This window comes from Marinomonas sp. BSi20584 (assembly GCF_002792415.1).
Taxonomy (GTDB): domain Bacteria; phylum Pseudomonadota; class Gammaproteobacteria; order Pseudomonadales; family Marinomonadaceae; genus Marinomonas; species Marinomonas polaris.
On sequence record NZ_KZ454893.1, the window covers coordinates 1 to 26,762 of the forward strand.

The window sequence follows — 26,762 nt, forward strand, 5'->3', positions numbered from 1 at the left end:
ATAAACAAAAAGACACCGGAGTGTCTTTTTGAAAACTGGCAATTAAACACTAACCACCGACGTAACTCAGCATTACACCAGCCGCCACAGCAGAACCTATAACACCCGCAACATTAGGACCCATCGCATGCATTAATAAGAAGTTTTGCTTGTTCGCTTCAAGACCAACCTTATTCGCCACGCGCGCAGCCATAGGAACGGCCGACACACCAGCAGCACCAATCAATGGGTTAATGGAATCTTTAGAGAATCTATTCATCAACTTCGCCATCAATACACCTGCAGCCGTGCCGATAGAAAATGCAATCAAGCCTAAGCTCAAAATCCCTAGCGTTTCTAAATTCAAGAAAGCCTCTGAACTTAACTTTGAACCGACACCTAAACCCAAGAAGATAGTTACGATGTTAATCAAAGCATTTTGAGACGTATCACTTAAACGGTCTACAACACCACATTCACGCATCAAGTTCCCAAAGCAGAACATTCCAAGCAGAGGCGCTGCAGATGGCAAAAACATCGCAACCAAAATAGTCACTACAATTGGAAAAACAATTTTCTCTTTCTTAGTAACAGGCCTAAGCTGCTCCATCTTAATCGAACGCTCTTCTTTAGTTGTTAGCGCTCGCATGATTGGCGGCTGAATAAGTGGCACTAACGCCATATAGGAATAAGCCGCTACAGCAATCGCACCAAGCAAATCAGGCGCCAACCTACTAGCAACGAAGATAGCCGTCGGGCCGTCCGCGCCACCAATGATACCAATTGCCGCAGCATCCGCTAATGAGAAATCCATAATGCCGGACGCACTTAATAAAACAGCCCCAATAACCGTAGCAAAGATACCAAACTGAGCAGCAGCCCCAAGCAGTAATGTTTTTGGGTTAGCAAGCATAGGACCAAAGTCCGTCATAGCCCCAACACCCATAAAGATAATCAATGGAAACAACCCTGTCTCAATACCACCATGATAAATATAGTATTGAAGACCACCTGGAGAAACCATGTGACCAGTTGCATCATAAACCGGTGCTGCCATAAAACCAGCACCAGGAATATTGACTAGAACCGCACCAATACCAATAGGTAAAAGCAGAAGTGGCTCAAAACCTTTTTTGATTGCCAGATAAACCAACAGCAAACCAACACAGATCATCACAAACTGACCAAGCTCCAGCTGGTAAATTCCTGTGTCGTGATAAAGATTTAATAATTTGTTTTCCATTTTCGATTGATTCCTTCAACTACAAAGTAAGAAGTGACTGACCAACTTGCACGGAGTCACCTTCTTTTACATTAATGGAACCAACGACACCGGATCTAGGCGCAGATATTTCTGTCTCCATCTTCATTGCCTCAAGAATCATCACAGTATCACCTTCTTCAACTTGCTGACCTGAAGACACAAGCACTTTGAAGATATTACCCGCTAATGGAGAAGGAACATCTTCACCAGATGACGCAGCAGGAGCCGAAGGCGCCTGAGCTGGAGCACTTGGAACATTAGCTACTGGCTGAATATTACTAACATCGCCACCTTCAGACACCTGAACAACAAAACTCTGTCCAGAAATTGAAACGGTATAGACACTCGCATCATTAGAAGATGCACTTGCAGCAGCGGGCTTACTATCAACAATATCATCAAGCGTCGGCGCTGGTTCAAAAGCACTTGCATCTCCACGATTTTGTAAGAACTTAAGACCAATCTGAGGGAACAAGGCATACGTTAAAACGTCATCAATCTGATCATCAGACAACTGAATATTTTTTTCTTTTGAAAGACCAAGCAACTCTTCAGTCAGTTTATTCATTTCAGGTGACAATAAGTCAGCTGGTCGACAAGTGATCGCCTCTGCCCCATCTAGAACTCGCGCTTGCAACTCTTTATTAAATTCAGCAGGAGCCGCACCATACTCACCCTTCAAAATACCTGCTGTTTCTTTTGAAATAGACTTATATCGCTCACCAGTAAGGACGTTCAAAACCGCCTGAGTACCAACAATCTGAGAAGTAGGCGTGACAAGTGGAATCAACCCCAAGTCTTCACGAACTTTTGGAATCTCTTTTAACACTTCGTCAAACTTATCTGCTGCACCTTGCTCTTTAAGCTGACTTTCCATATTAGTCAACATGCCGCCAGGCACTTGAGCAATCAATATGCGGGAGTCTGTACCTCGAAGGGAGCCCTCGAATTTCGCATATTTCTTTCTAACTTCACGAAAATAAGCCGCAATCTCTTCTAATAATTCTAAATCTAAACCTGTATCTCTATCTGTACCCTGCAGCGCAGCAACCACAGATTCTGTCGCACTATGACCATAAGTCATCGACATAGAAGAAATAGCTGTATCAACTCGATCTATTCCAGCCTCAACAGCTTTCAAAATCGTCATATCTGACAAACCAGACGTAGCGTGCGCATGCAATTGCACCTCCAGCTGAGTCTGAGCTTTCAACAAACTAACTAATTCAAAGGCATCATATGGAGTCAAAATGCCAGACATATCCTTAATAGCGATGGAGTCCGCCCCCATATCTTCAAGCGTTTTTGCATAATCCACCCAGTTCTTAGTGGTATGAACTCGGCTCTTAGTATAAGAAATCGTCCCTTGAGCATGCTTACCTTGCTGCTTAACTGCTTTAATCGCCGTCTCCAAATTGCGCGGATCATTCATCGCATCAAAGATTCGAAAAACATCTACACCATTAAAGGCAGCACGTTCAACAAACTTATTCACAACATCGTCAGCATAATGACGGTAGCCAAGCAAATTCTGCCCACGCAACAACATCTGCTGAGGCGTTTTTGGCATAGCTTTTTTCAATTCACGAATACGCTCCCAAGGATCCTCTCCAATAAAGCGAATACAAGAATCAAATGTCGCACCGCCCCAAGATTCAAGCGACCAAAAGCCGACTTGATCAAGTTTTTCTGCGATTGGAAGCATATCGTCAATGCGCATACGCGTTGCAAACAAGGATTGGTGAGCATCACGTAAAACGACATCAGTAATGCCAAGAGGTTGCTTTGTTGTTGTCATGTTTCAGCCTCAAAGAAATTAGAAGAGTTAGTATTAGAAAATTAAGATTTTTTACTGTTTCTGTGTTGATGAACAGCAGCAGTAATAACCGCAGTCATTTGCGCATCCACACCAGAAGAAGAAAGATTTTTAGAAGCAGGCTTTGACGCTACGACAACAGGTACTTCAGGAAACAAATAATTTAGTAGTCGCGACATGTAACCTGTCGCAAAAATTAACACCACTAGAAACAGGAATACAAAGCCCATCCCTAACACCATCAACCCCACACCATCTTCTAGTAACCCATTCATAGTATCGTTACCTTTTTTCTCGTCTTGTTTGTACAGATCTAATGTGATCAGATGCACACCCAAGAGCGCTGTTTATTTTTGATAGTTAGTTTTTTACCACAAACCAGAACAGTTTCATATTTTTATTGCATAACAGTTAGACTTATTTCGTGAACAATTCCCTAAAAACAGCCACCACCCTAAAAACTTCAACGAATAACAATAGCATTGTACTGGCCGTCGCACCGATGGAAGGTGTCATGGATCACACAATGAGAGCATTGCTGTCGCAAATTGGCGGCATGGACTACTTAGTTACGGAATTCATCAGGGTCACCCAGTACCCCATTCCCGCAACAACATTCAAACGCCTTGCTCCAGAAAACACTAACAAAGCAAGAACAATACATAACCATCCAGTTCACACTCAACTACTAGGTAGTAACGCAGAACTTATGGCGGAAAGCGCCTTGAATGCAACTAAAGCCGGAGCCACTCACATCGATGTAAATTTTGGCTGCCCAGCAAAACGCGTAAATGGTCACGGTGGCGGCTCTGTTTTATTACAAACCCCTGATGCACTTTATGACATCATGAGCGCAATCCGAAACATACTGCCGAGCGAAATTCCTGTATCAGCGAAAATTCGCTTAGGTTTCGAAGATGAAGCATTACTATTTGATAACGTAGCCGCCATTGAGGCCGCTGGTGTTGACACTCTCACGATACATGGGCGCACTAAAAAAGATGGTTATAAACCACCAGCAAGATGGGAAAAAATAGGCGAAATTAAAGATAAGACAAGCATGATTGTCGTCGCCAATGGAGACATTACAGATACAGAATCACTCTTAAGCTGCCAATCCATTACAGGATGCAAGCACTTCATGATTGGACGTGGCTCACTCAACAACCCATTTGTATTTCAACAAATAAGAGCTGGACTAAACGGACAAAATAATACAATAGACTTGACGACTCTAAACAAACTCTTTGCAGGCTATAGCACCGAACTACAAGAATATTATGACGAAGTCGCTACACTTGGCAGATTGAAACAATGGTGTGGACACTTACGGTTTGGTTTTGCGGAAGTTAAAGAAAACCTTCAGACATTACGACGCTGCAAAAGCGTGAATGAGCTAACACAAACATTCGAAGGCATAATAACAAAAATACAATAAGAGATTAAAATAAGGAGTTTATAAATTAACTTAAGGAGTATAAAGAATCTTAGAGGATAACTAGAATTGGTGCACCAGAGAGGATTCGAACCTCTGACCGCTCGGTTCGTAGCCGAGTACTCTATCCAGCTGAGCTACTGGTGCATATGATATTTCTTTCAGATATAACAAAAAAATATTTTTTTAGAGATTTAAGAATGGTGCACCAGAGAGGATTCGAACCTCTGACCGCTCGGTTCGTAGCCGAGTACTCTATCCAGCTGAGCTACTGGTGCAAAACAAATCTTTACTCACAGTATTTAAAGAATATCTCTTAAAATACTTTTTTTGGAATGGTGCACCAGAGAGGATTCGAACCTCTGACCGCTCGGTTCGTAGCCGAGTACTCTATCCAGCTGAGCTACTGGTGCAAAACAAAACTTTACTCANATTCCTGCCTTTTTGCTCAGAGAGTAAACTCTCAAAAGACAAACTTGAAATGGCGGAGAGTGAGGGATTCGAACCCTCGATGAGTGTTAACCCATACACCCTTAGCAGGGGCGCGCCTTCGGCCACTCGGCCAACTCTCCGTAACAAGTGGGGCGCATTATATACGACACATTTGTCTTGTAAAGGCTTTTTTAGAAATTAATCTTCAGAAATTTGTTCGTCTTGCTCTTTCTGAATACGAAGATAAATCTCTTCACGGTGAACAGACACATCTTTAGGTGCATTTATACCAATGCGTACCTGATTTCCTTTTACACCTAATACAGTGACAGAAACTTCATCACCAACCATTAAAGTTTCACCAACACGACGAGTAAGAATAAGCATAAGAATATCTCCCTGTAATTGCCTTTAACTATTTATTAAGATGAATTGCCCGACAAATCTTGTAGGGCAATTCCTACAAAGCTAATTGTAGCCTCTCAATAAAAATTAAACCATCCATAACTACAGGGTTTTATGTATCCAATTGTTAAGCTTCTCGAACACCTGATGCCGTTTCATTCAATTTGAAAGCGGAATGCAATGCACGAACCGCCAACTCCATGTATTTTTCATCGATAATGACTGACACTTTAATTTCCGAAGTAGAAATCAACTGAATGTTAATAGACTCCGCAGCCAAAGCTTTAAACATAGTACTCGCCACACCTGCATGAGAGCGCATACCCACACCGACAATAGACACCTTAGCAATCTTGGCATCAGAGAGCACAGCACTCGCTCCAAGCTCTTTCGCGATAACATTCAAGGTAGACAAAGCTTGATCATATTCATTGCGATGCACGGTAAAGGTAAAGTCTGTTGTACCATCCACAGATACGTTTTGAACAATCATGTCTACTTCAATATTGGCATCACTAATAGGACCAAGAATACGAGAAGCAATACCTGGAATATCAGGAACTCCTTTCAATGTTAATTTTGCTTCATCTCTATTGAACGCAATTCCAGAAACCGCTGGCTGCTCCATACCCTTACTCCCCTCAGTTGTAATCAACGTACCTTCACCTTCAACAAAACTGGACAGCACCCTAAGTGGCACTTGATATTTACCAGCAAACTCTACGGAACGGATTTGTAACACCTTCGAGCCAAGGCTAGCCATTTCTAGCATTTCCTCAAAAGTAATTTTATCCAAACGTCGAGCACTATCTACAACACGAGGATCCGTCGTATAAACACCATCCACATCGGTATAGATTTGACACTCATCCGCCTTCAAAGCGGCAGCAAGCGCAACACCGGTGGTATCAGAGCCACCTCGACCTAATGTCGTAATGTTGCCTAACTCATCCGCTCCCTGGAAACCAGCAGCCACAATCACTCGTCCAGCGTCTAAATCTGCGCGCATTGCTTCGGTATCAATTTTTTGAATTCGAGCTTTACCATGAGCGCTGTCAGTAGTAATACGAATCTGAGAGCCAGTATAAGAACGAGCATCAAGACCACGCTTCATCAACGCCATAGACAAAAGAGCAATAGTAACTTGCTCTCCGGTAGACAAAAGCACATCCATTTCACGCGCGCTTGGTGAAGCATTGATGCTTTTCGCAAGAGCAATCAGCCTATTGGTTTCACCACTCATGGCTGAAACCACAACCACTATGTCATCACCTTGTTGCTTATGCTTTAACACTCGATCTGCAACTGCCTCGATACGCTCTATTGTGCCTACCGAGGTGCCGCCGTATTTTTGAACTAACAACGCCATAATTTTTCCACTATTTAAATCAAAAAAGCCGAAATCAAAGCTCTTAAGGAATGATTCAATTTAAACTCTTTCAGCTACCCAACCAGGCACTGACTCAAGAGCTGCAGATAATCCATCTGGATTGTTACCACCAGCTTGAGCCATATCTGGACGACCACCACCTTTACCATCAACATAAGGCGCAATCATTTTAATCAGATCCCCAGCCTTCACGTTTTTAGTCAACTCTTTGGTTACGCCAGCAATCAAACTTACTTTGCCATCATTAACCGCAGCCAATAAAATGACTGCCGATTCTAGCTTGCTTTTCAGCTCATCTAGTAAATCACGTAACGCTTTTGGATCTTCTACTTCAACCTGAGCAACCAACAACTTACCGCCACTGATATCTACCGCCTGAGAAGCCAAATCAGCGCCAGCTAAAGCTGCCATTTTACCTTTCAATACATCCAATTCTTTTTGCAAGCTGCGCGCATGATCGTTTAAGGCAACCACCTTGTCTAACACACTGTCTTTATTGCCTTTGACAAGACTTGCAATGCCATCCAGCACAGATTCAGTCTGGCGCGTTGTATCAATTGCCACTTTACCTGTCACGGCTTCAATACGGCGAACGCCAGCAGCAATACCGCTTTCTGTAATAATTTTAAAGAAACCAATATCGCCTGTACGACTAACATGAGTACCACCACACAACTCAATCGAGTAATCGGCACCCATCGTCAATACTCGCACTTCGCTATCGTATTTCTCGCCAAACAACGCCATCGCGCCTTTCGCTTTAGCAGATTCAACATCCATGATGTCTGTTTCTACCGGACGGTTTAAGCGAATCTGTTCGTTAACCATGTCTTCAATTTGCTCGATTTCTGTCGCCGTAACGCCTTCAAAATGAGAGAAGTCAAAACGCAAACGCTCAGGATTTACCAAAGAGCCTTTTTGCGAAACATGATCACCCAAAATACGACGCAGTGCTTCGTGCATTAAGTGAGTAGCAGAGTGGTTCAATGTAGTCGCCATGCGCAAAGTGCGATCCACTTCGCCAGTCACCTGATCACCAACCGCCAAACGACCTTCTTTTAGCTCACCGTAATGCAGATGTGCTTTAGCTTGTTTAGTTGTGCTAGATACTTTGAAAGCACCGGCACCACGTAACCAACCTTGATCGCCAACCTGACCACCAGATTCCGCATAAAAAGGAGTAGATTTCAAAATCACTGCCGCAACTTGACCTGCTTCGATAGCTTTAACTGAAGTACCATCAACGAGGATCATTTCAACTTCACAGGTAGCGTTTAGATTCTCGTAACCAGTAAATTCTGTAACAGAGTCCAATTTAACGCCGCTCGACATATCCATAGAAAAGTTACTGGCTGAGCGAGCGCGAGCACGCTGTGCGTCCATCGCGACTTCAAATCCAGCCTCATCTATTTCTAGATCATTTTCACGCGCAACATCGTTGGTTAAATCCGCAGGAAAACCATAAGTGTCGTAAAGTTTGAAAACAGTCTCACCAGGAATAACTTTTTGGTCACCTAGTTCAGAGATCGCTTCTTCAAGAATCTTCATCCCTTGATCAAGGGTTTTGGCAAACTGCTCTTCTTCTTTTAATAGAATAGAAGCAACTCGCTCTTTTAATTTCGTTAACTCTGGGTAAGCTTCACCCATTTCGACATCAAGTGCTTCCACCAATTTATGGAAAAACACACCTTTTTGTCCAAGCTTATTACCGTGACGAATCGCTCGACGAATAATACGGCGCAAAACATAACCACGACCTTCATTTGATGGAATCACGCCATCAACAATCATGAAGGAACAAGAACGGATGTGGTCAGCAATAACTCGAAGAGACTGCGCACTCAGATCTTGAGTACCAACCACTTGTGCCGCTGCTTTAATCAGATTTTGGAACAAATCGATTTCGTAGTTACTATGAACGCCCTGCAAAATCGCCGCGATACGCTCCAAGCCCATTCCAGTATCAACAGAAGGCTTAGGCAATGGCGCCATAGTGCCATCAGCAGAACGATTAAATTGCATAAAAACAACGTTCCAGATTTCAATGAAACGGTCGCCGTCTTCTTCAGGTGAACCTGGAGGCCCACCCCAAATATGCTCACCATGATCATAAAACACTTCAGAACAAGGACCACAAGGACCTGTATCGCCCATCGCCCAGAAATTATCAGATTGGTAACGGCCGCCTTTATTATCACCAATACGGATAATTTTTTCTGCAGGAAGACCGATATCTTTGTTCCAGATATCAAACGCTTCATCATCGTCTGCGTAAACTGTTACCAACAGCTTTTCAGTTGGCAATTTCAATACAACCGTTAGAAATTCCCACGCATAATGAATCGCCTCTTTTTTGAAGTAATCACCAAAGCTGAAGTTACCCAACATCTCAAAGAACGTATGGTGACGCGCGGTATAACCGACGTTTTCTAAGTCATTGTGTTTACCACCCGCTCGAACACAACGCTGAGACGTCGTTGCTCGTGAGTATGGGCGAAGATCCTCTCCCAAAAACACATCTTTAAACTGGACCATACCAGCGTTGGTGAACAGCAATGTAGGATCATTTCCAGGAACCAATGAACTGGATTCTACGATCTGATGCTGCTTACTTTCAAAGTACGATAAAAATGACTGGCGTAACTCAGAACTCTTCATAATGGGATGAGTCTCTATCTCTATTTTTCTGGACGAATTGGATTGCGTGAATGGCAGATTAGTACGTGCCAACTCGATGCAACGAAAAGCACAAAATAGTACACGCAAAGGATAGGTGTTTTCAAAAGAAACCGCAGTAATTTAAAGCTTATTTTGTGCATAACTTAAGCAAAAGTAGAATTTACGGATGTAAACCTACTTTTGCTTGATATTTCTAGAAAGGCATTACTGAGAACCTTCACCGCGAATATAACGATAATGAGGTCGCGCGGTCATTCTGGTCACTAGCTCATAACCAATAGTACCAGCGTAATCAGCGACTTCTTCGACGGGCACATCGCCACCCCAAAGCACTACCTCTTGACCCATTGCAGGCTCAGCGGCAAAGTCTTGCATACGCACCGTAATCATATCCATGGACACACGACCTGCTAGGCAAGCGGGCTTTCCATCGATTTGCAACGGGGTACCATTTACTGCGTGACGAGGATAGCCATCGCCATAGCCCACAGCAACCGTCGCCAATACGTGATCTTCTGCAGCGACATACCCAAGACCATAACCGACTTTGTCACCTTGCTTAAGTTTGCGTGTTGAAATCACCTTGGACGACAAGGTCATCGCTGGGCGCAAGCCCACTGCTCGACCGCTCACTTCAGCAAAAGGAGAAATCCCATACAACATGATACCCGGACGAATCCAACCACCTTCAGGCACGCTCCACTTCATAATTGCCGCAGAGTTCGCCACGCTGGCTTCAATGTCACCAATCGACTGACGCGCTTGTTCAAAATAAGCCAACTGCTGCATAGTCGTTAAATCTGACAAATCATCCGCACAAGAAAAATGCGTCATTAAAACGACCTCACCCACTTGGCCACTGTCTTTTAACGCCGAAACAAACACTGGCGCGGTTTCTTTATCAACCCCAAGACGATGCATGCCTGAATCTAGCTTCAGGAAAACCTTTTCAATTTTGGCATGGCTAGCTTGTAGTTCATCCAGTTGCTGAGCATTTTCTAGAGCAGACCAAAAACCATGCTTCTCGCATAGCGCCCACTCCTCACCTTCAAATACACCTTCCAACAACAAGATAGGAGAAACAATGCCTGCTTCTCGTAAAGCAATGGCTTCTTCAATCGCTGCCACTGCAAAAGCATCTACTTCTTTATCTAAATAACGCGACACTTCAACCGCACCATGTCCGTACGCATTGCTTTTAACAACAGCAAACGCTTTACAAGTTGGCTGTAACTTTTTTGCATAGCGGTAGTTTTGTAGGATCGCTTCCAAATCTACCGTTGCCGTGAGTGGCCTTGCCATTTTCGCCCCTTAAACTTTTAAAGCGTTGTATTACTTATAACGTTGTACGGAAAGGTCCTGCGAATCGATATCCGTTTTATCGCCAGACATAATGTCAGCGATCACTGCCGCAGAGCCACAACTCATCGTCCAACCTAATGTTCCATGACCGGTATTCAAATACAAACCATCAATACCTGTACGCCCAACAACAGGCGTGCCATCTGGTGTCATTGGACGAAGTCCTGTCCAGTAGTCCGCTTGGGACAACTCACAACCCTGATTAAACAAGTCATGAACAACATGCGTAATAGTTTCTGTGCGCACTTTTGGCAAATCAAGATTATAGCCATTCAACTCTGCAGTGCCTGCGGCACGAATACGACCACCTAGTCGAGTCACTGCAACTTTGTAGGTTTCATCCATCACCGTAGAAATAGGAGCAAATTGCGCATCCGTAATTGGCACAGTTAAGGAATAACCTTTCACAGGGTAAACAGGAATAGAAATATCGATCGCTTTTAGTAACTCTTTTGAATAACTCCCCATGGACACCAAGACATTATCAAACTCAAAGTCACCCTGATCGGTTTTAACGGCGCGTATTTTACCACCTTCTACGACCAAGCGATCAATCGCTACGCCAAATTTAAATTTAACGCCTAATTCATCACAGTGTTTCTTCAACTCTTGGCAAAAAACAAAACAATCTCCGGTTTCATCTCCGACCAGACGAAGTCCACCTTTAAACTTATCAATTACCGGAGCAAGTCCAGGCTCAACTTCTAATATTTGTGCTGGCGTTAACACTTGATGTGGGACATTCAAGGCTTTTAGCACCTTGATATCTTTTTCGGACGCTTCAACTTGCTCATCCTTACGAAATAACTGAGTCAAACCACCTTGCCCATCATCGTACTTAATACCAATATCTTTGCGCATAGCAATGAACTGGTCACGGCTGTATTCCGCCAATGCCACCATACGAGACTTATTCACGTCGTAGGCTTTTTCATTACAGTTCGCCAACATCTTCCCCATCCAAGCTAATTTTTTAAGCTCAGGATCAGCACTAACTTTTAATGGCGCGTGTTTTTGCATTAGCCATTTAATAGCCTTAAGTGGAATGCCAGGCGCTGCCCAAGGTGCAGAATAGCCAGGTGAAATTTGCCCTGCGTTAGCAAAACTAGTCTCAAGAGCTACACCTTCTTGACGATCAATCACTGTCACCTCAAAGCCTTTTTTCGCCAAATAATAGGCTGAAGTCAAGCCAACAACACCCGCACCCAACACGCAAACACGCATAGAAAAACCTCAAATAAATATAAAAGTCACATCACCCATAATCACACAAGATATGCAGTTTTATCATCTTATTTATATTAACAATAAAGAATAAAAAACCAAAAAATATAAAAAATACAGTCAATTAAAAACAAAATGTAAAAACCCCATTCAGCTGATAAAATAACCTCTCAACCAAGACAAGCAGAGATATAGATATGAAAGAACACCAGACATCAATATTCGACCAAGCCTTGTCACTGCTAAGTCACAGAGAGCACAGCAAACAAGAGCTAGTCACAAAATTAAAAACGAAAGGGCACGAGGAAGAAGAGATCAGCGCAACAATTGAACGCCTTGAAGAAATGAACTATCTCAATGATGAGCGCTTCGCTGAAATATTTGTAAGGAGCCGACTAAGCAAACCTCTTGGAGCAAGCCGGATTCAGCAAGAACTAATACAAAAAGGTATCAATAGCGAGTTAGCAAAAACAGCTCTATCAGAAGCAAATGCAGATTGGTTTGAGTTAGCAAAGCAACTTAAGGAAAGAAGATTCGGAGAGGAAATCAGTACCGACTTCAAAGAAAAAGCCAAACAATCACGCTACCTTCAATATCGTGGATTTGACTTTGAACAAATAAAATACGCAGTATCTTCGCAAGACTAATACAACTTTCAGAACCAAGCTATTCCCCCCTGTATTTGATTCGCTTTATATTATAACTCGCCGCCCTATTTAAGCTCTTAGATTAGGTCATCAGCGCTCCCAAAGTTATCAACGTCACTAACTGAAAAAACAAAAAAGGCGAACCTTATTAATTGGTTCGCCTAAAACGGGAATTTCGATTATCTAGTATAACGCTTTCTAGCTATCACTCAGGCATGCTGATAGTAGCCATATTCGTTTTCGTATTCTTCATAGATGTCGCGAGGCATTTTCTTCTGCGGTCTCATTTTATGGAAAGCAGCTTTTAATCGCGTGGCTTTGTGTTGTAGTCGCTCAATACGTCTTGTCACGGTTCGACTCGTGCGGCTGGCCGCACTGTCTATAGCGGAATACATATCGGCTTGCTGCTCACTAATTACTACTTCTTTTTGGCCATTAATTTTGACCAATACTTGGCAGTGTTTATCTTCACCACCCTTAGGACCATTAACGTCGGTAAGCGTCACGGTCACTCTTTGAATATTGTCATAACGGGAATTCAATGCAAAATTAAGACGGCGCTTCACATAGGCTTTTAAACTTTTAGTAAGAGCTAGACGACGTGCTTGTACCTTGATTCTCATCTTCTTCTCCTTTACTCATGAATGAGTAAGTTATGTTGGAAACTTCAACTTACTCATAAAAACCCATAAGATATAATCGAATTATTTATGTAAATAGTCAGCTTTTTTCGAAGTGTCGGTGAATTATGATCAATTTCAAACATTTGCATTATTTTTGGATGGCGGCAAAGCAAGGCAGCATTACAAAAGCCAGTGAACACTTGCATATTACGCCCCAGACTATCAGTGGACAGATCAGCTTACTGGAAGAGCAATTAGGCAAAGATCTTTTTAACAAGATTGGACGTAACTTAGAACTGACCGATACTGGCCGCATGGTACTGAGTTACGCGGATGAGATTTTTACTTTGGGCAGTGAGCTGGAACAATCTGTGCGTATCGCGTCGACTGATAGAACACAATTACTGCGCGTCGGCATAGCGGATTCGATACCAAAATCCATTGCTTATCGGCTATTGGCTCCAGCTATGGAGTTAGAAGATCCGATACGACTTGTCTGCAAAGAAAACAGCTTAGAAGATTTATTGGGCGAATTGGCGTTGCATAAATTGGATCTTATTATCGCCGATGGCCCAATTCCACAACACTTGGGTGTGCGTGGTTTTAATCACTTCTTAGGTGAATGTGGTACGTCTTTTATGGCGGCACCAAACCTAGTTGAAAAAGGTCATATAGACTTTCCAAAGAACCTTATAGGCACGCCGTTTCTAATTCCTAGTGATCAATCTTTGATACAAATCCAACTCCTACAATGGCTAGAAAAACACCATATCCATCCGAAAATCATGGGAGAATTTGATGATCGAGCGTTAATGAAAACCTTCGGCCAAGCTGGCGCAGGCGTCTTTATAGTGCCATCGGCCATTGCTAATGAAGTAGCGCAGCAGTTTCAAGTCGAAGTCATAGGTAGCACGGAAGAAATACGCGAGCAGTTCTTCGCTATTGCCACCGAACAACGCCTTTCCAACCCCGCTCTTGTTGCCATTACTGACGCGGCGAAAGGCTGGCTAAAACATAAATAGCAAAACACAAATAGCAGCGTTTTATAGGCTCTCTTTTACGCCTTGTTTGGCTCGTTCTATCAGGTCAGACGGTTTCATTTGCCAGACTAATTTGAAGCCTTTTGCACCCAGATAAAGAAACAATACTGGGATCAACACGGTATTGAAGGCAAACAACGCCAGTAGTGTGAGGAAGTCGTTTACCAAGCCATTTAGCGTTTCCACATACTCGCTGATCTTGTCTTTAAAATGGCTCAGCCCAAAAGTGCCTTGTTTGATGGACGCGAAAAAACCTTGGTCTTCTAAGGTCAGGTTGCCTAGATCATCAATGGATTGCTGCAAGGCATTTATCTTATTTTTCGAGGTTTTGATGTTTTGTTCTGTACGCTGGCTATCATCACTCAGGGCGCTTTGCTGTGTTCGTAGACCCGCTAGTATTTCATCGTTATTAAACAAAATATCTAAGGCTGATAACGTATCTTTACGTGCCGATATTTGACGATTTAGAGATTCATTCTGAACAGTTAATTCATCTAAACGCGCATCATGGTTAGACAGCTCGCTCTGCAGATCGTCCAGTTTGATTTGTAACGTCTGTTTGTCTATATCAAGAGATTGCTTTAGATCCGCAGCGACACCTAAGCCAGTTGTCACTTCATTCATTTCGTCTGAATGCACTTGTATTTTATCCATGGTTTGCGTCTTTTCTTCATTCAAAAATGAGGCATCGACCAACGCCGATAACAAAACCACCAGCACCAATAAGAACTTCGCGCCCACAGCTGTGACAAACACTTTATAAGCCACTTCGATAAAACGACTTTTCACCCAATACAAGTAACCAAACAGTAAACCCGACAAGGTCACAAAGGCTTTGAAATACACTGTAGCAATGATTTTTAGCAGAATACTTTGGAAAATAAGCGACGACACAGCCACCTTCATTACACCTGAGAAGTCTTCCACCATGTCGTTAAAGGGATCTAATAATTCGCCAATAGTAACGGAGCTGACGAACACACTGATTTGGATGCTTTGCAATACAGAAACGGTGGCGTTAAACAACTTAGCCAAGCCAAATGCACTTAACGCTTGCACTAAGGAAGAGGAAACATAGTCGGACGCTTTAGTATCTAAAAAGCCCCACCAAGAAAAAACAATTGCCAGCAGGATCGCAATGTAATAACCGTTGAATTTGCTTTGTTGCTTGATCATCTACCACCTCTTTTATCCCCAGTGCCTCATAATAACAACTAAGAGTTAATACGAATCTATCTCAATTGAAGCTAGAAGATCGCTTTTTAATCGTTATACTATCTACTTAAATTTAAAGTAGCCATCGAAGGAACGAACGCGCAACACTCACCTCCAACTTTGCGATTAGGTAATGAAAGAGACCATTCAACTAACGTCATTAGTACCAAGCGACGACTTAGCTCCATTCGTTGAAAGCTTTTGGATGATCGAAAATCCAAGCGATAAAGATGAAGAACTTTCCACCTTCCCTGATGGCGGGATTGATTTGTACTTTTTCCACAATGCCGAATATCCGCTGCACATATCCTTGGTAGGACTAGAAACAGACGCTAAGCAGGGCGTCATGCCAAAACAGTCAGTATTACTGGGGGTTCGCTTAAAAATATTAGCCGTTGAGCATTTATTGAGCACCTCTGTCGCCAACATTCTGAATCATCGCATTACACTCGACATTGGCTTCGCGGGTATAGAACTAAACGACCTAAAAAGCCTGGATACTTTTGCTAATAAGCTCAGTTTGTATTTTGCGTCCCAGCTGACAGCGCCAATAGACCCTCGAAAAAAAGTCATGTCAGAACTGATTTATAAGACACATGGTTCAATAACAGTGACTGAAATATCTCAAGCAGCCAATTGGAGCAGTCGCCAAATCAATCGATACTTTACTAAGTGGCTTGGCTTACCGCTAAAAAGCTACTGTGACATTTTGCGGTTTCGCCACAGCTTCGACTCACTCAAAGTGGGCGAACTCTTTCCCAAAGAAGGTTTTAACGACCAATCTCACTATATAAAATTGATCAAAAAATACTCTAGCCTGACACCTAAGCAACTGGCTCAAGACGAAAACGACCGATTTATACAATTATATTCTGAAGATTAACTCTATCATCCGACTCGCTTTACAATTGATTATGAGTTTCATTCCCATAAAAACTCACTCATTGCATTGTAATTCCTAACGACCTCGTTCCTTTATTTAGCACTCTATTTGATTGGCATGGCACAAACACAATATGAAGATGATTATTGTTATTACCATTGTTTCTATATTTTTAAATAATGCATGGGCCGCGGACAACGTACGCTCCCCTATTACGATTCAACACGCTTTCGGCTCAACAACCATTACCCACAAACCAAAACGCGTGGCAACTGTGGCATGGGCAAACCATGAAGTACCACTTGCTCTAGGTATCGTTCCCGTTGGTTTTGCTGCCGCCACATTTGGAGACGACGATAACGATGGTTTATTGCCTTGGGTGACTGCACGACTTAAAAAACTGAATGCTAAGACGCCCGTATTGTTTGATGAAGGCGATGGAATCGATTTCGAAGCGGTCGCAGCAACACAACCCGACGTTATTCTGGCGGCTTACTCCGGCTTAAGCCAATCCGATTACGACACGCTAAGCATGATAGCGCCTGTCGTTGCTTTTCCAGACAAGCCTTGGTCTACCAACTGGCGCAGTATGATTCGCATTAATAGTGCTGGGCTGGGAATGGCGGAAGAAGGCGAAGAACTCATTGCCAGCATTGAAAAAGACATCGCCGAGCGTGTTGATCAATACCCAGAGTTAAAAGGTAAATCTGCCATGTTTATCACTCATCTTGATCCGACCGATTTAAGTGTTATTCGCTTTTACAGCGCCAATGATACCCGTGTGAAATTTTTTGATGATCTAAGCATGCACTCACCTCAAAGTATCAAAGACATCAGTAAAGATGGGCTCTTCTCTGGCGAAAGCAGCATTGAGCAAATAGACATGTTTAACGACGTAGACATTTTCGTTACCTATGGCAATGAAGAGTTGCTGGCGCCTTTAGAATCAAACCCACTTATGTCAAAAATGCGTGCGGTTAAAAATGGCTCTATTGTCATGCTGGGCAATAGCAAAATGGCGACTGCAGCTAATCCAACGCCACTGTCTATTACCTGGGTGTTAGATGATTACCTTCAAGCGCTTGCAGAAGCGGCTCGTAAAGCCAAATGAGCCAGAACAATTCCAAACATAAAGGCCTTTTACAACAGAAGCCCATTGCCTTATTCGTCGTCCTAGTCGCTTTACTGCTGTTGTGCTTTTCCTCTATTGCCATTGGCACGAGGGAGGTTACTTGGCAGGAAATAATAGGCGCCTTACAAGGCCAAATGAACACCATGGGAGAAGCCTCTGTGACCATGCGCCTACCACGCACAGTGCTCGCCATTTTTGCGGGCTGCGCCTTGGGATTATCTGGTGCCATTATGCAAAGTGTGACCCGCAATCCATTAGCCGACCCTGGGATTCTTGGCGTTAATGTGGGTGCCGCTTTCTTTGTTGTTATTGGGCTGGCGTGGTTTGGTATTAACCAACTGCAAACCTATGTTTGGCTTGCCATATTGGGGGCAGGCATAACAGCCATCTTCGTCTATTTCATTAGTTCGCTAGGATACGGCAAATCCACCCCACTCAAATTCGCTTTGGCGGGTGCCGCCACTTCTGCTGCGCTGTCTTCTTTTATTGTGGCTGTCGTCTTGCCAAGAAATGACATTGCCGGCAGCGTTAACTCTTGGCAAATTGGCGGCGTCGGTGGCGCCACGTTTGATAGCATCCAGCTAGTTTTGCCCTTCTTAATCGTTGGTTTTTTACTTAGTGTATTTATTGCTAGGAAGTTAAACACGCTTGCACTCGGAGACGATATTGCCGCTGGACTGGGAGAAAATGTAACTAGGATTCGTCTTTTAGCTTGGTTATCTGCGGTACTTCTGTGCGGAGCAACAACGGCTATTTGTGGCCCTATCGGCTTTGTTGGTCTCGTGGTTCCTCATTTATGTCGACTGCTTGTCGGCGTAGATAACCGCTGGCTGCTCATTTTTTCAGCGCTTGTCGGCGCATGCTTATTATTAAGTGCGGATGTGTTAGGACGCATTATATCAAGACCAAGTGAACTCTCAGTTGGTGTTGTGACCGCCTTTGTTGGCGCACCTTTCTTCATCTGGATTGTCCGTCGACAACGGGTGAGAGAGTTATGATTAACACAAACTCGACGCTCGCACGCGTTACCAATGGACGAAAAAAACGATCCAAGCGCTGGAAATACGTAGCTAGCTTACTTTGCTTATTGGCTGTCGCTGCGTTTTCAATCACCTTAAGCTTGGGGCAATCCTTTACACCGCCACAAGATGTCATAAACGTTTTACTGGGTGAAAACGTTCCTGGTGCCTCTTTTGTCGTTGGTCAGTTACGCCTACCAAGAGCCATTATTTCTCTTCTCGTCGGCATGAGTTTTGGTATGGCTGGCGTGGCATTCCAAGTGATGCTGAGAAACCCATTGGCTAGCCCCGATATTATCGGAGTAAGTTCAGGTGCGACCGCCGCCGCGGTATTTGCCATTATTATGCTACATATGGATGGCACTAGCGTGGCCTTCTTCTCTATCGCCGTAGGCTTATTGGTCGCCTTAGCGGTCTACGGCTTGTCCTATCGAAATGGTGCGTCAGGTGCTCGACTTATTCTGGTTGGTATTGGCGTCTCAGCGATGATTGAAAGTTTTATTGTGTATTTACTATCACAAGCCCAAGCATGGGACCGTCAAGAAGCCATGCGCTGGCTCAGTGGTAGTGTGAACTCCGCACAAATTCATCAAGCCTTACCGCTAATCATTTCTTTATTGATATTTGGTGGATTTTTACTAAGTCGAAGCAGAGATTTAGAAGCATTAAGAATGGGTGACGATACCGCCCACGCACTGGGTGTTCGAGTCGGCATGACTCGCCTTACTGTCATAGTGTCGGCGGTAGGACTTATTGCGGTGGGAGTCGCGATAACAGGGCCTATTGCGTTTGTTGCTTTCTTGTCAGGCCCAATTGCAGCACGCCTAGTAAAGAACAATGGTTCCTTGCTGATTCCTTCCGGTTTAGTTGGGGCTTGCTTAGTGATGGGCGGTGATTACATCGGACAATTCTTGCTACAGAGTCGTTACCCTGTCGGCGTGATTACTGGCGCTTTAGGTGCGCCCTACCTTATTTATCTTATTATTCGTGTTAATCGTAAAGGTGGCTCACTATGACACTAAAACACCAACTCCTTGTCGATCATCTTGCTGCAGGTTATGGTGAAAAAAACATCCTTAATGACATCAACATAGACATTAATCTCGGTCAAATTACATCTATCATTGGCGCCAATGCCTGCGGAAAATCCACCTTATTACGCACTATGTCACGCTTATTATCACCGTCTAGTGGTCAAGTTTTACTTGATGGCAAATCGATACACAACACGCCAACACGACAACTAGCGCAAACGCTTGGTTTATTGCCCCAATCACCCATTGCACCAGAAGGCATCACAGTCAGCGATCTAGTCAGCCGAGGCAGACATCCCCATCATGGATTCCTGTCACGATGGCGCAAAGAAGACGATGAAGCCATTACCAAAGCACTAGAAACCACCAAAACCACAGAGCTTTTGGACCGAGAAATAGACGAATTATCCGGTGGACAACGCCAGCGCGTCTGGATCGCCATGGCATTAGCGCAAGAAACCGACATATTGCTATTAGACGAACCGACCACCTTCTTGGACGTTGCTCACCAAATTGAAGTACTTGACCTGCTTGTCGACCTAAACCAAACCCGTGGCACCACCATCGTATTGGTATTGCACGATCTTAATCTTGCAGCGCGTTATTCAGACCAGCTTATCGCCATACAACAAGGTCAAGTCTTTGCCAATGGAGCACCAAACGAGGTGGTAACAGAAAACATGATTCACGCTGTGTTTGGCCTCCAGAGCCAAGTCATTACAGACCCTATTTCCGGCAGCCCAATGGTTTTGCCAATTGGACGACACAAGAGAATAAAACACACTTAAGCAAAGCAGACTGAAACCCTTATCCATAACAAATACGTATCAATAATCATTAGCAATACTATTTTTATATTATGAAGTTATAGAGGAACCAAAAATGAACAAGAAAAGCGCTCTTCCCTTTAAGTTAAAGCAAAGCCACTGCGCTGTCGCGACACTTTTCTGCTGCTCCGCACTCACACCAATTGCTGGGTATGCAGAAACAGAAAATGAGGCAGGCACCTTTCGACTTTCCCCTATCATGGTGAATGATCAAGCTATAGCCGATGATGACTCAGAATCAGTTGTGGCCAAAGAACTATGGGTCGGCGGCAAAGTCGCTACCAGCATTCAAGACACGCCAGCGTCTGTCTCTGTCATCACTGAAAAAGAAATCAAGCAACGTGGCGCCAGCACCACAGAAGAAGTTCTTGAATATACACCAGGCACAGTGACAGGTTACTACAGCACAGATGACAGAAACGATTATTTCCAAATTCGTGGTTTTAGCGCCACAACCTATCGAGATGGACTCACTCTTGGTTCCATGAGAGGCATCAGAGAAGATGCTTATGCTTTTGAGCGTGTCGAGGTAATCCGCGGTGCGAACTCCACCTTATTCGGCCCTGCTGATCCAGGTGGATCCATCAACTTTGTGAGTAAACAACCAAAATTCTATCGCTTTAATAATGCCTTCGTTACATATGGCTCTAACGACCATAAAGAAATGGGTATCGATGTTGGCGACACACTTGATGAAGACAAAAACCTAGCCTACCGACTAACAGGCAAGGTAAAAGACAGTGACCGAGAATACGATCACTCAAAAGATGATTCACAATTCATCATGGGCGGCCTTGCTTGGGAGCCTAATGACAACACCAGAGCCAACCTAATTGTTGACTACCTAAAAACCGATTCATCACCAAACAGCGGCGGCTATCCTGCTGGCAAAAATTATAACAGCAGCCTATTTTATGGTGAACCTGATTATAATTCCCACGATGTAGAGCGAACCAACATCAGCGCCAATATTACCCACAAGCTTGATAATGGCTTTAAAGTCATTTCAAACTTACGCTACAGTGATGCTGAAGACAGCTTTGGTTATTTGTACCTAAGCAAATACTCTGCTGACACGTCTGGAACCACTATGGGACGCGACTACTACGCCCAAGACTCTAAATTAGAGCAGTTCAATGGCAACTTGTTAGGGCAATATGACATTAGTTTTGATCGCCTAGATAGCAGTACTGTATTTGGTATCGAGTATCAAGATTCGACGACAGATTCCACTACTTACTATGGAAGCGCTTCAAGTATTGATATTAATAATCCTATTTATTCTGGTGCCCCTACAAACACGCCAGTTTACGGAAACACAAAAACTGATTACCAAACAAAAGCCGTGTTAATTCAGCAGAACTTCGCATTAGATGATAAATACATTCTTACTATTGGCGCTAGACACGACGACATTGATGTTAGTCAAATGAACTATTTGACCGAGACAAAATCTTCAAATGACTTTTCAGAAGACACTTTCCGCTCGGCATTTACATATAAATTTAACGATGAAGTGTCTGCCTACATAAGCCAAGTAGAATCCGTAGCACCGCCATCAGCGACGAGTACAAAAATCGTCCGCGGCGACCAAACTGAGGTCGGTGTTAAATACTCACCAAGTAATATGAACGCCCTATTCTCTATTGCTGTTTACGATCTTGAAAAAAGCAATGTAGAAACCGCCTCTTTCCAAAGTAGCGGCATCATTCGCGAAACCATTGGCAAGAACCAAGTGAAAGGGGTAGATCTAGAAGCTCGCGCGGAGTTAACCGATAATTTAAGCATCTCTGGTGGTTACTCATACATGGAGCCAAAGATTACCAAAGATGATACCTACGAAGGCAAAACGATCTCATACACACCAAAGCATTCCGCTTCTGTATGGGGGCATTACACACTTCCACGCCAAGATATGTCTGTCGGTCTAGGAGCTCGTTACATCGGCTCCTACTACTTCACCAATACCAACGATTCGAAAAGTGAATCCGCAGTAATAATAGATGCTTCATTTGGCTATGAGGTTACACAAGATACCCAACTTTCTATGAACATCAGTAACTTACTTGGTAAAGAATACGTTGCGGGTTCTGGTTCAGCGGATTTCTATAACCCAGGCCGAGATATAACCCTTACTTTAAACCACAGCTGGTAAACAGCCGTAAGACAATAAATCGAACACCATCCCTTTTATTTAGCCAGTATGGACACCCATACTGGCTTTTTTTATTTACAGTAACTAGTAACTCATGGATGCATAAAGTCCATACGCATTTCTGTCAATAATTGGAGCAACTACGAGGTTTCTAACACTCTTTCCCATACCAGTTATGACATATTGAACACCCACGGCTAGCGCAGCTCCTGCTGCGACATCACGCCAGTAATGATATTCACCATGTACCCTAGAATAACCAACAAAAGAAGCAGCAGCATAAGCTGGCACACCGTATTCCCATCCGTAACGCATCTGCAAGAAAGCCGCACCTTGAAAAGCGGCTGAAGTATGCCCTGAAGGAAATGAATTATTGTCATTTCCGTTTGGACGCTCTTCATCTACTGCAAATTTTAGAGTATGTGTTGCAACTGAAGTCCACAAAGCCCCTTCAGCCCATTGCTTAGTACCCTCAGAGTCACCTTTCATTAATGAAACCATACCAGCCATCAGTGGAATACCTATCTGAAGATTATCTCCAGCACGCACGATAGCATCATCAGCATGAACCGCACTAAAGCAAGACACAAATAAACAGACAACTATCGCCCTAACTAATTTAACAAAAGCTTGTCGTGATCTCATTTTTGAGCCCCCAAGCATGCGTTAAATATATTCAGCTTTGGGTTCAGCTCTTGTGTAGAGACACGAGCAAGACTAAGTAATGAATGGAAAAAGTAATCATGAGAAATGTCAGTATCTTTTGATGCTTTTAGACAATCCATATCTATATTGAAAGCGGTAGCCGTTTCTTCTGGCAACCATACAAACCAAGGTACTTGAGTCTGGTATTCGGGAGCAAATGCATATGGAGCACCATGCAAATACAGCCCGTTTTCACCTAAAGATTCTCCATGGTCTGAAACATATATAAGACCGACATTATATTTCTCTTGATATTTTTTTAGCTTTTCAATCAGTTGAGAAAGAATAAAATCGGTATAAACAATCGTATTGTCATAAACATTAACGATTTCTTGGTCAGTACATTGCTCAATGTCCTGCCTTTCACAGGCTGGCTCAAATACAGACATAGATTTAGGGTATCTTTTATAGTATGTCGTCCCATGAGAGCCAATAATGTGAAAAGCAAGCAGTTTGTTTGAGGCCTCCATATTTTGGATGTTTTTATCTACATCCGTGATTAGCGCTTCATCGTAACAATAACTGCCATCACAAAATTCAGATCGATTTCTCGCTAATTCGACAAAAGGAATATGCTTGGCGACTCCCTTATCACCGCCATCATTTTCCTTCCATAAAAGCTGATAGCCACTTTTTTGAATAATATCTAGAACATTACTTTGACTATTGGCGATTTCTTTTTTGTAAGACTGACGAGATAAATTCGAGAACATACATGGCACAGAGTGCGCTGTAGCTGTTCCACAGGATTCAACTGAAGAAAATGAAACTAAGTCGTATTTTTCTGTATAAGGATTTGTATTGCGAGAATAGCCATTGTATTGAATATTCTGTGAGCGAGCGGTTTCACCAAGAACCACAAAAATTAGATTCGGTTTATTCGAATGATTCGGTATTATTTTCGCATCATCCCCAAGCTCTCTATATTCAATAGGATCAGAAAATACATACTTTTTTAAATATTTATAAGTTCCATACACATGAGTAGGAGTAACCATTTTATCCATGTAGGAATGGTTGCGCCCTACAGCTGCTATTTCTTTGTAATTAATTTTAACAACTAGAAAACCAACAAAAACAGCAATTAAAATAGTAATAATTCGTTCTGAGATTTCTTTTAATAGAGTCGCTCTAAATCCTGTCTTTTTCAACGCAATAAAAATAGATGGAAAAATACCAAGCATAATCACAAACGATATAGATCCAAAAGAAAGAAAACCTAATGCTTCGGATGGATCTGTCTCGATTGTATTTTCAATCATTCCGATATCCCAAATAACGCCATAATGTAAGGTGGCATATACACAGGATGCTGAAGTAATAATAAGCGGAATGAATATCAACTTATTTATTAGTGGAAAAGCAAATAACTGAAATACAATAACAAAAACTGATGATAATAAAATTGGAATTGAAACAATGAGAGCGTAGCTGAATGAATCCGTACCTTTCGTTACTTTTATAAATTCATTAATAATAGGTGCATTTAAAATTGTTCCGAAATATATCCCGACCAATGTACTAAGAAAACTATATGAAATAGGGCGTCTAAAAAAACGTATAACTCCAAATTTCCCAAGCATATTTCCTTTGGCTAAAAAAGCTCTAATTAAAGGCATAAGACAGCACCTCATCACCTAAAATTAAGCTCCAACTAGCGATTAAGACCACTAACGAAACAAAAACAGCAGCACTACCAATGTCTTTTGCTCGACCACTAAGTTCATGATATTCATCACCTACACGGTCTACGACAGCTTCGATTCCTGAGTTAAGTAACTCAACAATAAGCACAAGTAACAAAGTTGAGATCAACATTGCTTTTTCTACACCCGTGCTATCTGAAAGTAAGGCGATTGGCCCCATTATTAAAATTAGAGCTGTTTCTTGACGGACTGCTGCTTCATATTTAAAAGCAGCTTTAAAGCCTTGATATGAATATCCAGCAGCTTTAATAACTCGCATAATCCCTGTGTAACTTGACTTCAACACGCTCTCCCACGACTTGACTGGATGTTTTTTGAACAAAAAACACTACGGCTTTAAAATTTCATCGTGGAGGATTTTAGAAACGTCTTTTCCTAAGGCAAAGATACGTATTTTGAAAGGAAACCCGTAAATTATTTTTTATTTTTTCATCTAAATTAATCAGTTATACTCACGCGACACTGACAGCCTAATCTTGTGTAAGGTTAAATTAATGCCACTTCTTACTGAATTAATTCACAAAACATCTTATATGGATGAGGAAGAACGCTGTGAATTCATTGAAGACTTGAAACGAAAACATCCAGAGCTACTTAAAGATATTGATGATCAACTTTCTTTCAATGCAGACTTTGACCTTACAAAAATTCTCTCTGTATCAGCTTCATACGCAGTCTCTTCTGACATCTATTTAGAAAGCTCTATTGTAGGGAAATATAAACTGCAGAATAAGCTAGGCTCTGGTGGGATTGGCGTCGTTTATAAAGCCGAAAGAAATGATCAAACCTTTGAACAATCTGTAGCGGTAAAATTTATACAACCTGCTTTGGTTAATGTTATTGGTCGATGGGCTTTATTTCGTGAAGCACAACTTCTTGCAAGTCTCAACCACCCTAATATTGCTAAAGTATTTGACGGAGGAGAGCACGAAGGACATATTTATATTTCTATGGAATGGATTGATGGCTCAACTCTAGGAGACCATTTAAAAAAAAAGAATATAAGTCAAAATGAAAAACTTAGTATATTCATTGATATTTGCAGTGCAGTAGAACATGCACATTCAAGAAATATAATACATGGAGATATTAAACCCTCAAACATTATTATTGATGAGATAGGAAGAGCTAAACTCATAGATTTCAATTTATTTATAAAAACAAAAACAGGGGCAGACATAGAAGGTATATCCGCATTCACTTCTGAATATTCAAGTCCAGAACAATTAGAGTCAAAAGAACTAACACAAAGTATAGATATTTATTCATCAGGAAAATTATTAAAAGAATTAACTAGAGACTATAATTCCCAAGAGCTAGAAAAAATAATCAATAAATCCACTCAGCATGAATCATCCAACCGATACTCTAACATTACAGAGCTAAAGAATGATGTTAAAAATATATTAGAAATAAAACCTATATCAGTGATGAAGGGAAACTATATTTATATTTTAAAAAAGTTCATTAAAAGAAGGCGGTTTACATCTCTATTAATTTCAATCGTATTTATAACTTTAATTACCTTCTGGATGTCTATCTTTTTAAAAAACAAACAAATTGAACTTGAAAAAAAAGCAGCTGAAAGTTTATTATTCGAAATAGCGAATTTATTACACTACAGCGATGATGAAAAATACAGACAAGCAACTTTGGATACCATGTTAGATCTAACTAGAAGAAAAATCCTATCAAATCGAGATCTATCTAATGAAATGAAAGGAAAATTACTTAAAGAACTAATAAGCCCATCGAAAACTTATAACCATAAATAAAGAGAAAAATACGAA

The 26,762-nt window shown here is 42.2% G+C and carries 23 protein-coding genes and 4 tRNA genes; 10 read left to right on the top strand and 17 right to left on the bottom strand.

Features of this window, described 5'->3' with window-relative positions; translation table 11 throughout:
• Positions 1–49: 49 nt before the first annotated feature.
• From TY87_RS18950 to TY87_RS18960, 3 genes are read right to left on the bottom strand one after another with little or no spacing between them, the layout of a single operon-like run.
• A complete protein-coding gene (locus tag TY87_RS18950; RefSeq protein WP_100188261.1) occupies positions 50–1,222 on the bottom strand; it encodes a sodium ion-translocating decarboxylase subunit beta in 1,173 nt (390 codons plus the stop codon).
• Between the two features lie 19 nt (positions 1,223–1,241).
• The gene (gene oadA / locus TY87_RS18955) at positions 1,242–3,041 is read right to left on the bottom strand and encodes a sodium-extruding oxaloacetate decarboxylase subunit alpha (protein ID WP_100188262.1); all 1,800 of its coding nucleotides are present in this window, start codon (positions 3,039–3,041) and stop codon (positions 1,242–1,244) included.
• A gap of 41 nt (positions 3,042–3,082) precedes the next feature.
• Positions 3,083–3,334: an OadG family protein gene (locus TY87_RS18960; protein ID WP_100188263.1), complete on the bottom strand. Its 252-nt coding sequence runs from the start codon at positions 3,332–3,334 to the stop codon at positions 3,083–3,085.
• A gap of 149 nt (positions 3,335–3,483) precedes the next feature.
• Here TY87_RS18960 and TY87_RS18965 point away from each other — a divergent pair, with 149 nt between their 5' ends.
• Complete coding sequence (locus TY87_RS18965; RefSeq protein ID WP_100188264.1) at positions 3,484–4,497, top strand: tRNA dihydrouridine synthase; 1,014 nt, start codon at positions 3,484–3,486, stop codon at positions 4,495–4,497.
• A gap of 67 nt (positions 4,498–4,564) precedes the next feature.
• Here TY87_RS18965 and TY87_RS18970 read toward each other — a convergent pair.
• The 9 genes from TY87_RS18970 to TY87_RS19010 form a co-directional block, all read right to left on the bottom strand.
• A tRNA-Arg gene (locus tag TY87_RS18970) sits at positions 4,565–4,641 on the bottom strand.
• A 54-nt stretch (positions 4,642–4,695) separates the two neighbouring features.
• Positions 4,696–4,772, bottom strand: a tRNA-Arg gene (locus TY87_RS18975).
• A 58-nt stretch (positions 4,773–4,830) separates the two neighbouring features.
• Positions 4,831–4,907 (bottom strand) — tRNA-Arg (locus tag TY87_RS18980).
• A gap of 69 nt (positions 4,908–4,976) precedes the next feature.
• A tRNA-Ser gene (locus TY87_RS18985) sits at positions 4,977–5,066 on the bottom strand.
• A 58-nt stretch (positions 5,067–5,124) separates the two neighbouring features.
• Complete coding sequence (gene csrA / locus TY87_RS18990) at positions 5,125–5,313, bottom strand: carbon storage regulator CsrA (protein WP_072840609.1); 189 nt, start codon at positions 5,311–5,313, stop codon at positions 5,125–5,127.
• A gap of 145 nt (positions 5,314–5,458) precedes the next feature.
• On the bottom strand, positions 5,459–6,700 hold the full coding sequence (locus tag TY87_RS18995) for an aspartate kinase (protein WP_072840610.1): 1,242 nt from the start codon (positions 6,698–6,700) through the stop codon (positions 5,459–5,461).
• 60 nt (positions 6,701–6,760) lie between these two features.
• On the bottom strand, positions 6,761–9,379 hold the full coding sequence (gene alaS / locus TY87_RS19000) for an alanine--tRNA ligase (protein ID WP_100188265.1): 2,619 nt from the start codon (positions 9,377–9,379) through the stop codon (positions 6,761–6,763).
• A 225-nt stretch (positions 9,380–9,604) separates the two neighbouring features.
• Positions 9,605–10,702, bottom strand: coding sequence for an alanine racemase (gene alr, locus TY87_RS19005; RefSeq protein WP_100188266.1), 1,098 nt, complete (start codon positions 10,700–10,702; stop codon positions 9,605–9,607).
• Positions 10,703–10,732: 30 nt separating this feature from the next.
• Complete coding sequence (locus TY87_RS19010) at positions 10,733–11,986, bottom strand: D-amino acid dehydrogenase (RefSeq protein WP_072840613.1); 1,254 nt, start codon at positions 11,984–11,986, stop codon at positions 10,733–10,735.
• A gap of 197 nt (positions 11,987–12,183) precedes the next feature.
• Between TY87_RS19010 and recX the strand changes: the two genes are divergently transcribed.
• Positions 12,184–12,633: a recombination regulator RecX gene (gene recX / locus TY87_RS19015; protein ID WP_100188267.1), complete on the top strand. Its 450-nt coding sequence runs from the start codon at positions 12,184–12,186 to the stop codon at positions 12,631–12,633.
• Positions 12,634–12,842: 209 nt separating this feature from the next.
• Here the strand turns inward: recX and TY87_RS19020 are convergent, their stop codons facing one another.
• Positions 12,843–13,256: an HPF/RaiA family ribosome-associated protein gene (locus tag TY87_RS19020; protein ID WP_072840615.1), complete on the bottom strand. Its 414-nt coding sequence runs from the start codon at positions 13,254–13,256 to the stop codon at positions 12,843–12,845.
• 125 nt (positions 13,257–13,381) lie between these two features.
• On the opposite strand from TY87_RS19020, the gene nhaR reads away from it, so the two are divergent.
• Positions 13,382–14,278: a transcriptional activator NhaR gene (nhaR, locus tag TY87_RS19025; protein WP_100188268.1), complete on the top strand. Its 897-nt coding sequence runs from the start codon at positions 13,382–13,384 to the stop codon at positions 14,276–14,278.
• Between the two features lie 21 nt (positions 14,279–14,299).
• On the opposite strand, the gene TY87_RS19030 is transcribed toward nhaR, so the two are convergent.
• A complete protein-coding gene (locus TY87_RS19030) occupies positions 14,300–15,472 on the bottom strand; it encodes a coiled-coil domain-containing protein (protein ID WP_100188269.1) in 1,173 nt (390 codons plus the stop codon).
• Positions 15,473–15,644: 172 nt separating this feature from the next.
• Between TY87_RS19030 and TY87_RS19035 the strand changes: the two genes are divergently transcribed.
• The 6 genes from TY87_RS19035 (at position 15,645) to TY87_RS19060 (ending at position 22,561) form a co-directional block, all read left to right on the top strand.
• On the top strand, positions 15,645–16,394 hold the full coding sequence (locus tag TY87_RS19035) for a helix-turn-helix domain-containing protein (protein ID WP_100188270.1): 750 nt from the start codon (positions 15,645–15,647) through the stop codon (positions 16,392–16,394).
• A gap of 133 nt (positions 16,395–16,527) precedes the next feature.
• Positions 16,528–17,505 (top strand): iron-siderophore ABC transporter substrate-binding protein, encoded by a 978-nt coding sequence (locus TY87_RS19040; protein WP_100188271.1) that lies wholly within the window; start codon positions 16,528–16,530, stop codon positions 17,503–17,505.
• Complete coding sequence (locus TY87_RS19045; protein ID WP_100188272.1) at positions 17,502–18,524, top strand: FecCD family ABC transporter permease; 1,023 nt, start codon at positions 17,502–17,504, stop codon at positions 18,522–18,524. The genes TY87_RS19040 and TY87_RS19045 overlap by 4 nt, the downstream gene beginning before the upstream one ends.
• Entirely contained in the window at positions 18,521–19,561 is a 1,041-nt protein-coding gene (locus TY87_RS19050) for a FecCD family ABC transporter permease (RefSeq protein ID WP_100188273.1), read from the top strand. Before TY87_RS19045 ends, TY87_RS19050 begins: the two co-directional genes overlap by 4 nt.
• Complete coding sequence (locus TY87_RS19055) at positions 19,558–20,367, top strand: ABC transporter ATP-binding protein (RefSeq protein ID WP_100188274.1); 810 nt, start codon at positions 19,558–19,560, stop codon at positions 20,365–20,367. The genes TY87_RS19050 and TY87_RS19055 overlap by 4 nt, the downstream gene beginning before the upstream one ends.
• A 94-nt stretch (positions 20,368–20,461) precedes the next feature.
• Complete coding sequence (locus TY87_RS19060) at positions 20,462–22,561, top strand: TonB-dependent siderophore receptor (RefSeq protein WP_100188275.1); 2,100 nt, start codon at positions 20,462–20,464, stop codon at positions 22,559–22,561.
• Between the two features lie 84 nt (positions 22,562–22,645).
• On the opposite strand, the gene TY87_RS19065 is transcribed toward TY87_RS19060, so the two are convergent.
• From TY87_RS19065 to TY87_RS19075, 3 genes are read right to left on the bottom strand one after another with little or no spacing between them, the layout of a single operon-like run.
• Positions 22,646–23,206 (bottom strand): phosphatase PAP2 family protein, encoded by a 561-nt coding sequence (locus TY87_RS19065; protein ID WP_100188276.1) that lies wholly within the window; start codon positions 23,204–23,206, stop codon positions 22,646–22,648.
• On the bottom strand, positions 23,203–24,885 hold the full coding sequence (locus tag TY87_RS19070) for a phosphoethanolamine transferase (protein WP_100188277.1): 1,683 nt from the start codon (positions 24,883–24,885) through the stop codon (positions 23,203–23,205). The genes TY87_RS19065 and TY87_RS19070 overlap by 4 nt, the downstream gene beginning before the upstream one ends.
• A complete protein-coding gene (locus TY87_RS19075; protein WP_425435123.1) occupies positions 24,872–25,258 on the bottom strand; it encodes a diacylglycerol kinase in 387 nt (128 codons plus the stop codon). Before TY87_RS19075 ends, TY87_RS19070 begins: the two co-directional genes overlap by 14 nt.
• Positions 25,259–25,466: 208 nt before the next feature.
• On the opposite strand from TY87_RS19075, the gene TY87_RS19080 reads away from it, so the two are divergent.
• A complete protein-coding gene (locus TY87_RS19080) occupies positions 25,467–26,747 on the top strand; it encodes a serine/threonine protein kinase (RefSeq protein WP_100188278.1) in 1,281 nt (426 codons plus the stop codon).
• The last annotated feature ends 15 nt before the right edge of the window (positions 26,748–26,762 follow it).

Bases quoted from the DNA above. Each gene is read 5' to 3' on its own strand.
- TY87_RS18950 (WP_100188261.1), bottom strand. From the start codon at position 1,222: ATGGAAAACAAATTATTAAATCTTTATCACGACACAGGAATTTACCAG.
- oadA (WP_100188262.1), bottom strand. From the start codon at position 3,041: ATGACAACAACAAAGCAACCTCTTGGCATTACTGATGTCGTTTTACGT.
- TY87_RS18960 (WP_100188263.1), bottom strand. From the start codon at position 3,334: ATGAATGGGTTACTAGAAGATGGTGTGGGGTTGATGGTGTTAGGGATG.
- csrA (WP_072840609.1), bottom strand. From the start codon at position 5,313: ATGCTTATTCTTACTCGTCGTGTTGGTGAAACTTTAATGGTTGGTGAT.
- TY87_RS18995 (WP_072840610.1), bottom strand. From the start codon at position 6,700: ATGGCGTTGTTAGTTCAAAAATACGGCGGCACCTCGGTAGGCACAATA.
- alaS (WP_100188265.1), bottom strand. From the start codon at position 9,379: ATGAAGAGTTCTGAGTTACGCCAGTCATTTTTATCGTACTTTGAAAGT.
- alr (WP_100188266.1), bottom strand. From the start codon at position 10,702: ATGGCAAGGCCACTCACGGCAACGGTAGATTTGGAAGCGATCCTACAA.
- TY87_RS19010 (WP_072840613.1), bottom strand. From the start codon at position 11,986: ATGCGTGTTTGCGTGTTGGGTGCGGGTGTTGTTGGCTTGACTTCAGCC.
- recX (WP_100188267.1), top strand. From the start codon at position 12,184: ATGAAAGAACACCAGACATCAATATTCGACCAAGCCTTGTCACTGCTA.
- TY87_RS19020 (WP_072840615.1), bottom strand. From the start codon at position 13,256: ATGAGAATCAAGGTACAAGCACGTCGTCTAGCTCTTACTAAAAGTTTA.
- nhaR (WP_100188268.1), top strand. From the start codon at position 13,382: ATGATCAATTTCAAACATTTGCATTATTTTTGGATGGCGGCAAAGCAA.
- TY87_RS19030 (WP_100188269.1), bottom strand. From the start codon at position 15,472: ATGATCAAGCAACAAAGCAAATTCAACGGTTATTACATTGCGATCCTG.
- TY87_RS19035 (WP_100188270.1), top strand. From the start codon at position 15,645: ATGAAAGAGACCATTCAACTAACGTCATTAGTACCAAGCGACGACTTA.
- TY87_RS19040 (WP_100188271.1), top strand. From the start codon at position 16,528: ATGAAGATGATTATTGTTATTACCATTGTTTCTATATTTTTAAATAAT.
- TY87_RS19045 (WP_100188272.1), top strand. From the start codon at position 17,502: ATGAGCCAGAACAATTCCAAACATAAAGGCCTTTTACAACAGAAGCCC.
- TY87_RS19050 (WP_100188273.1), top strand. From the start codon at position 18,521: ATGATTAACACAAACTCGACGCTCGCACGCGTTACCAATGGACGAAAA.
- TY87_RS19055 (WP_100188274.1), top strand. From the start codon at position 19,558: ATGACACTAAAACACCAACTCCTTGTCGATCATCTTGCTGCAGGTTAT.
- TY87_RS19060 (WP_100188275.1), top strand. From the start codon at position 20,462: ATGAACAAGAAAAGCGCTCTTCCCTTTAAGTTAAAGCAAAGCCACTGC.
- TY87_RS19065 (WP_100188276.1), bottom strand. From the start codon at position 23,206: ATGAGATCACGACAAGCTTTTGTTAAATTAGTTAGGGCGATAGTTGTC.
- TY87_RS19070 (WP_100188277.1), bottom strand. From the start codon at position 24,885: ATGCCTTTAATTAGAGCTTTTTTAGCCAAAGGAAATATGCTTGGGAAA.
- TY87_RS19080 (WP_100188278.1), top strand. From the start codon at position 25,467: ATGCCACTTCTTACTGAATTAATTCACAAAACATCTTATATGGATGAG.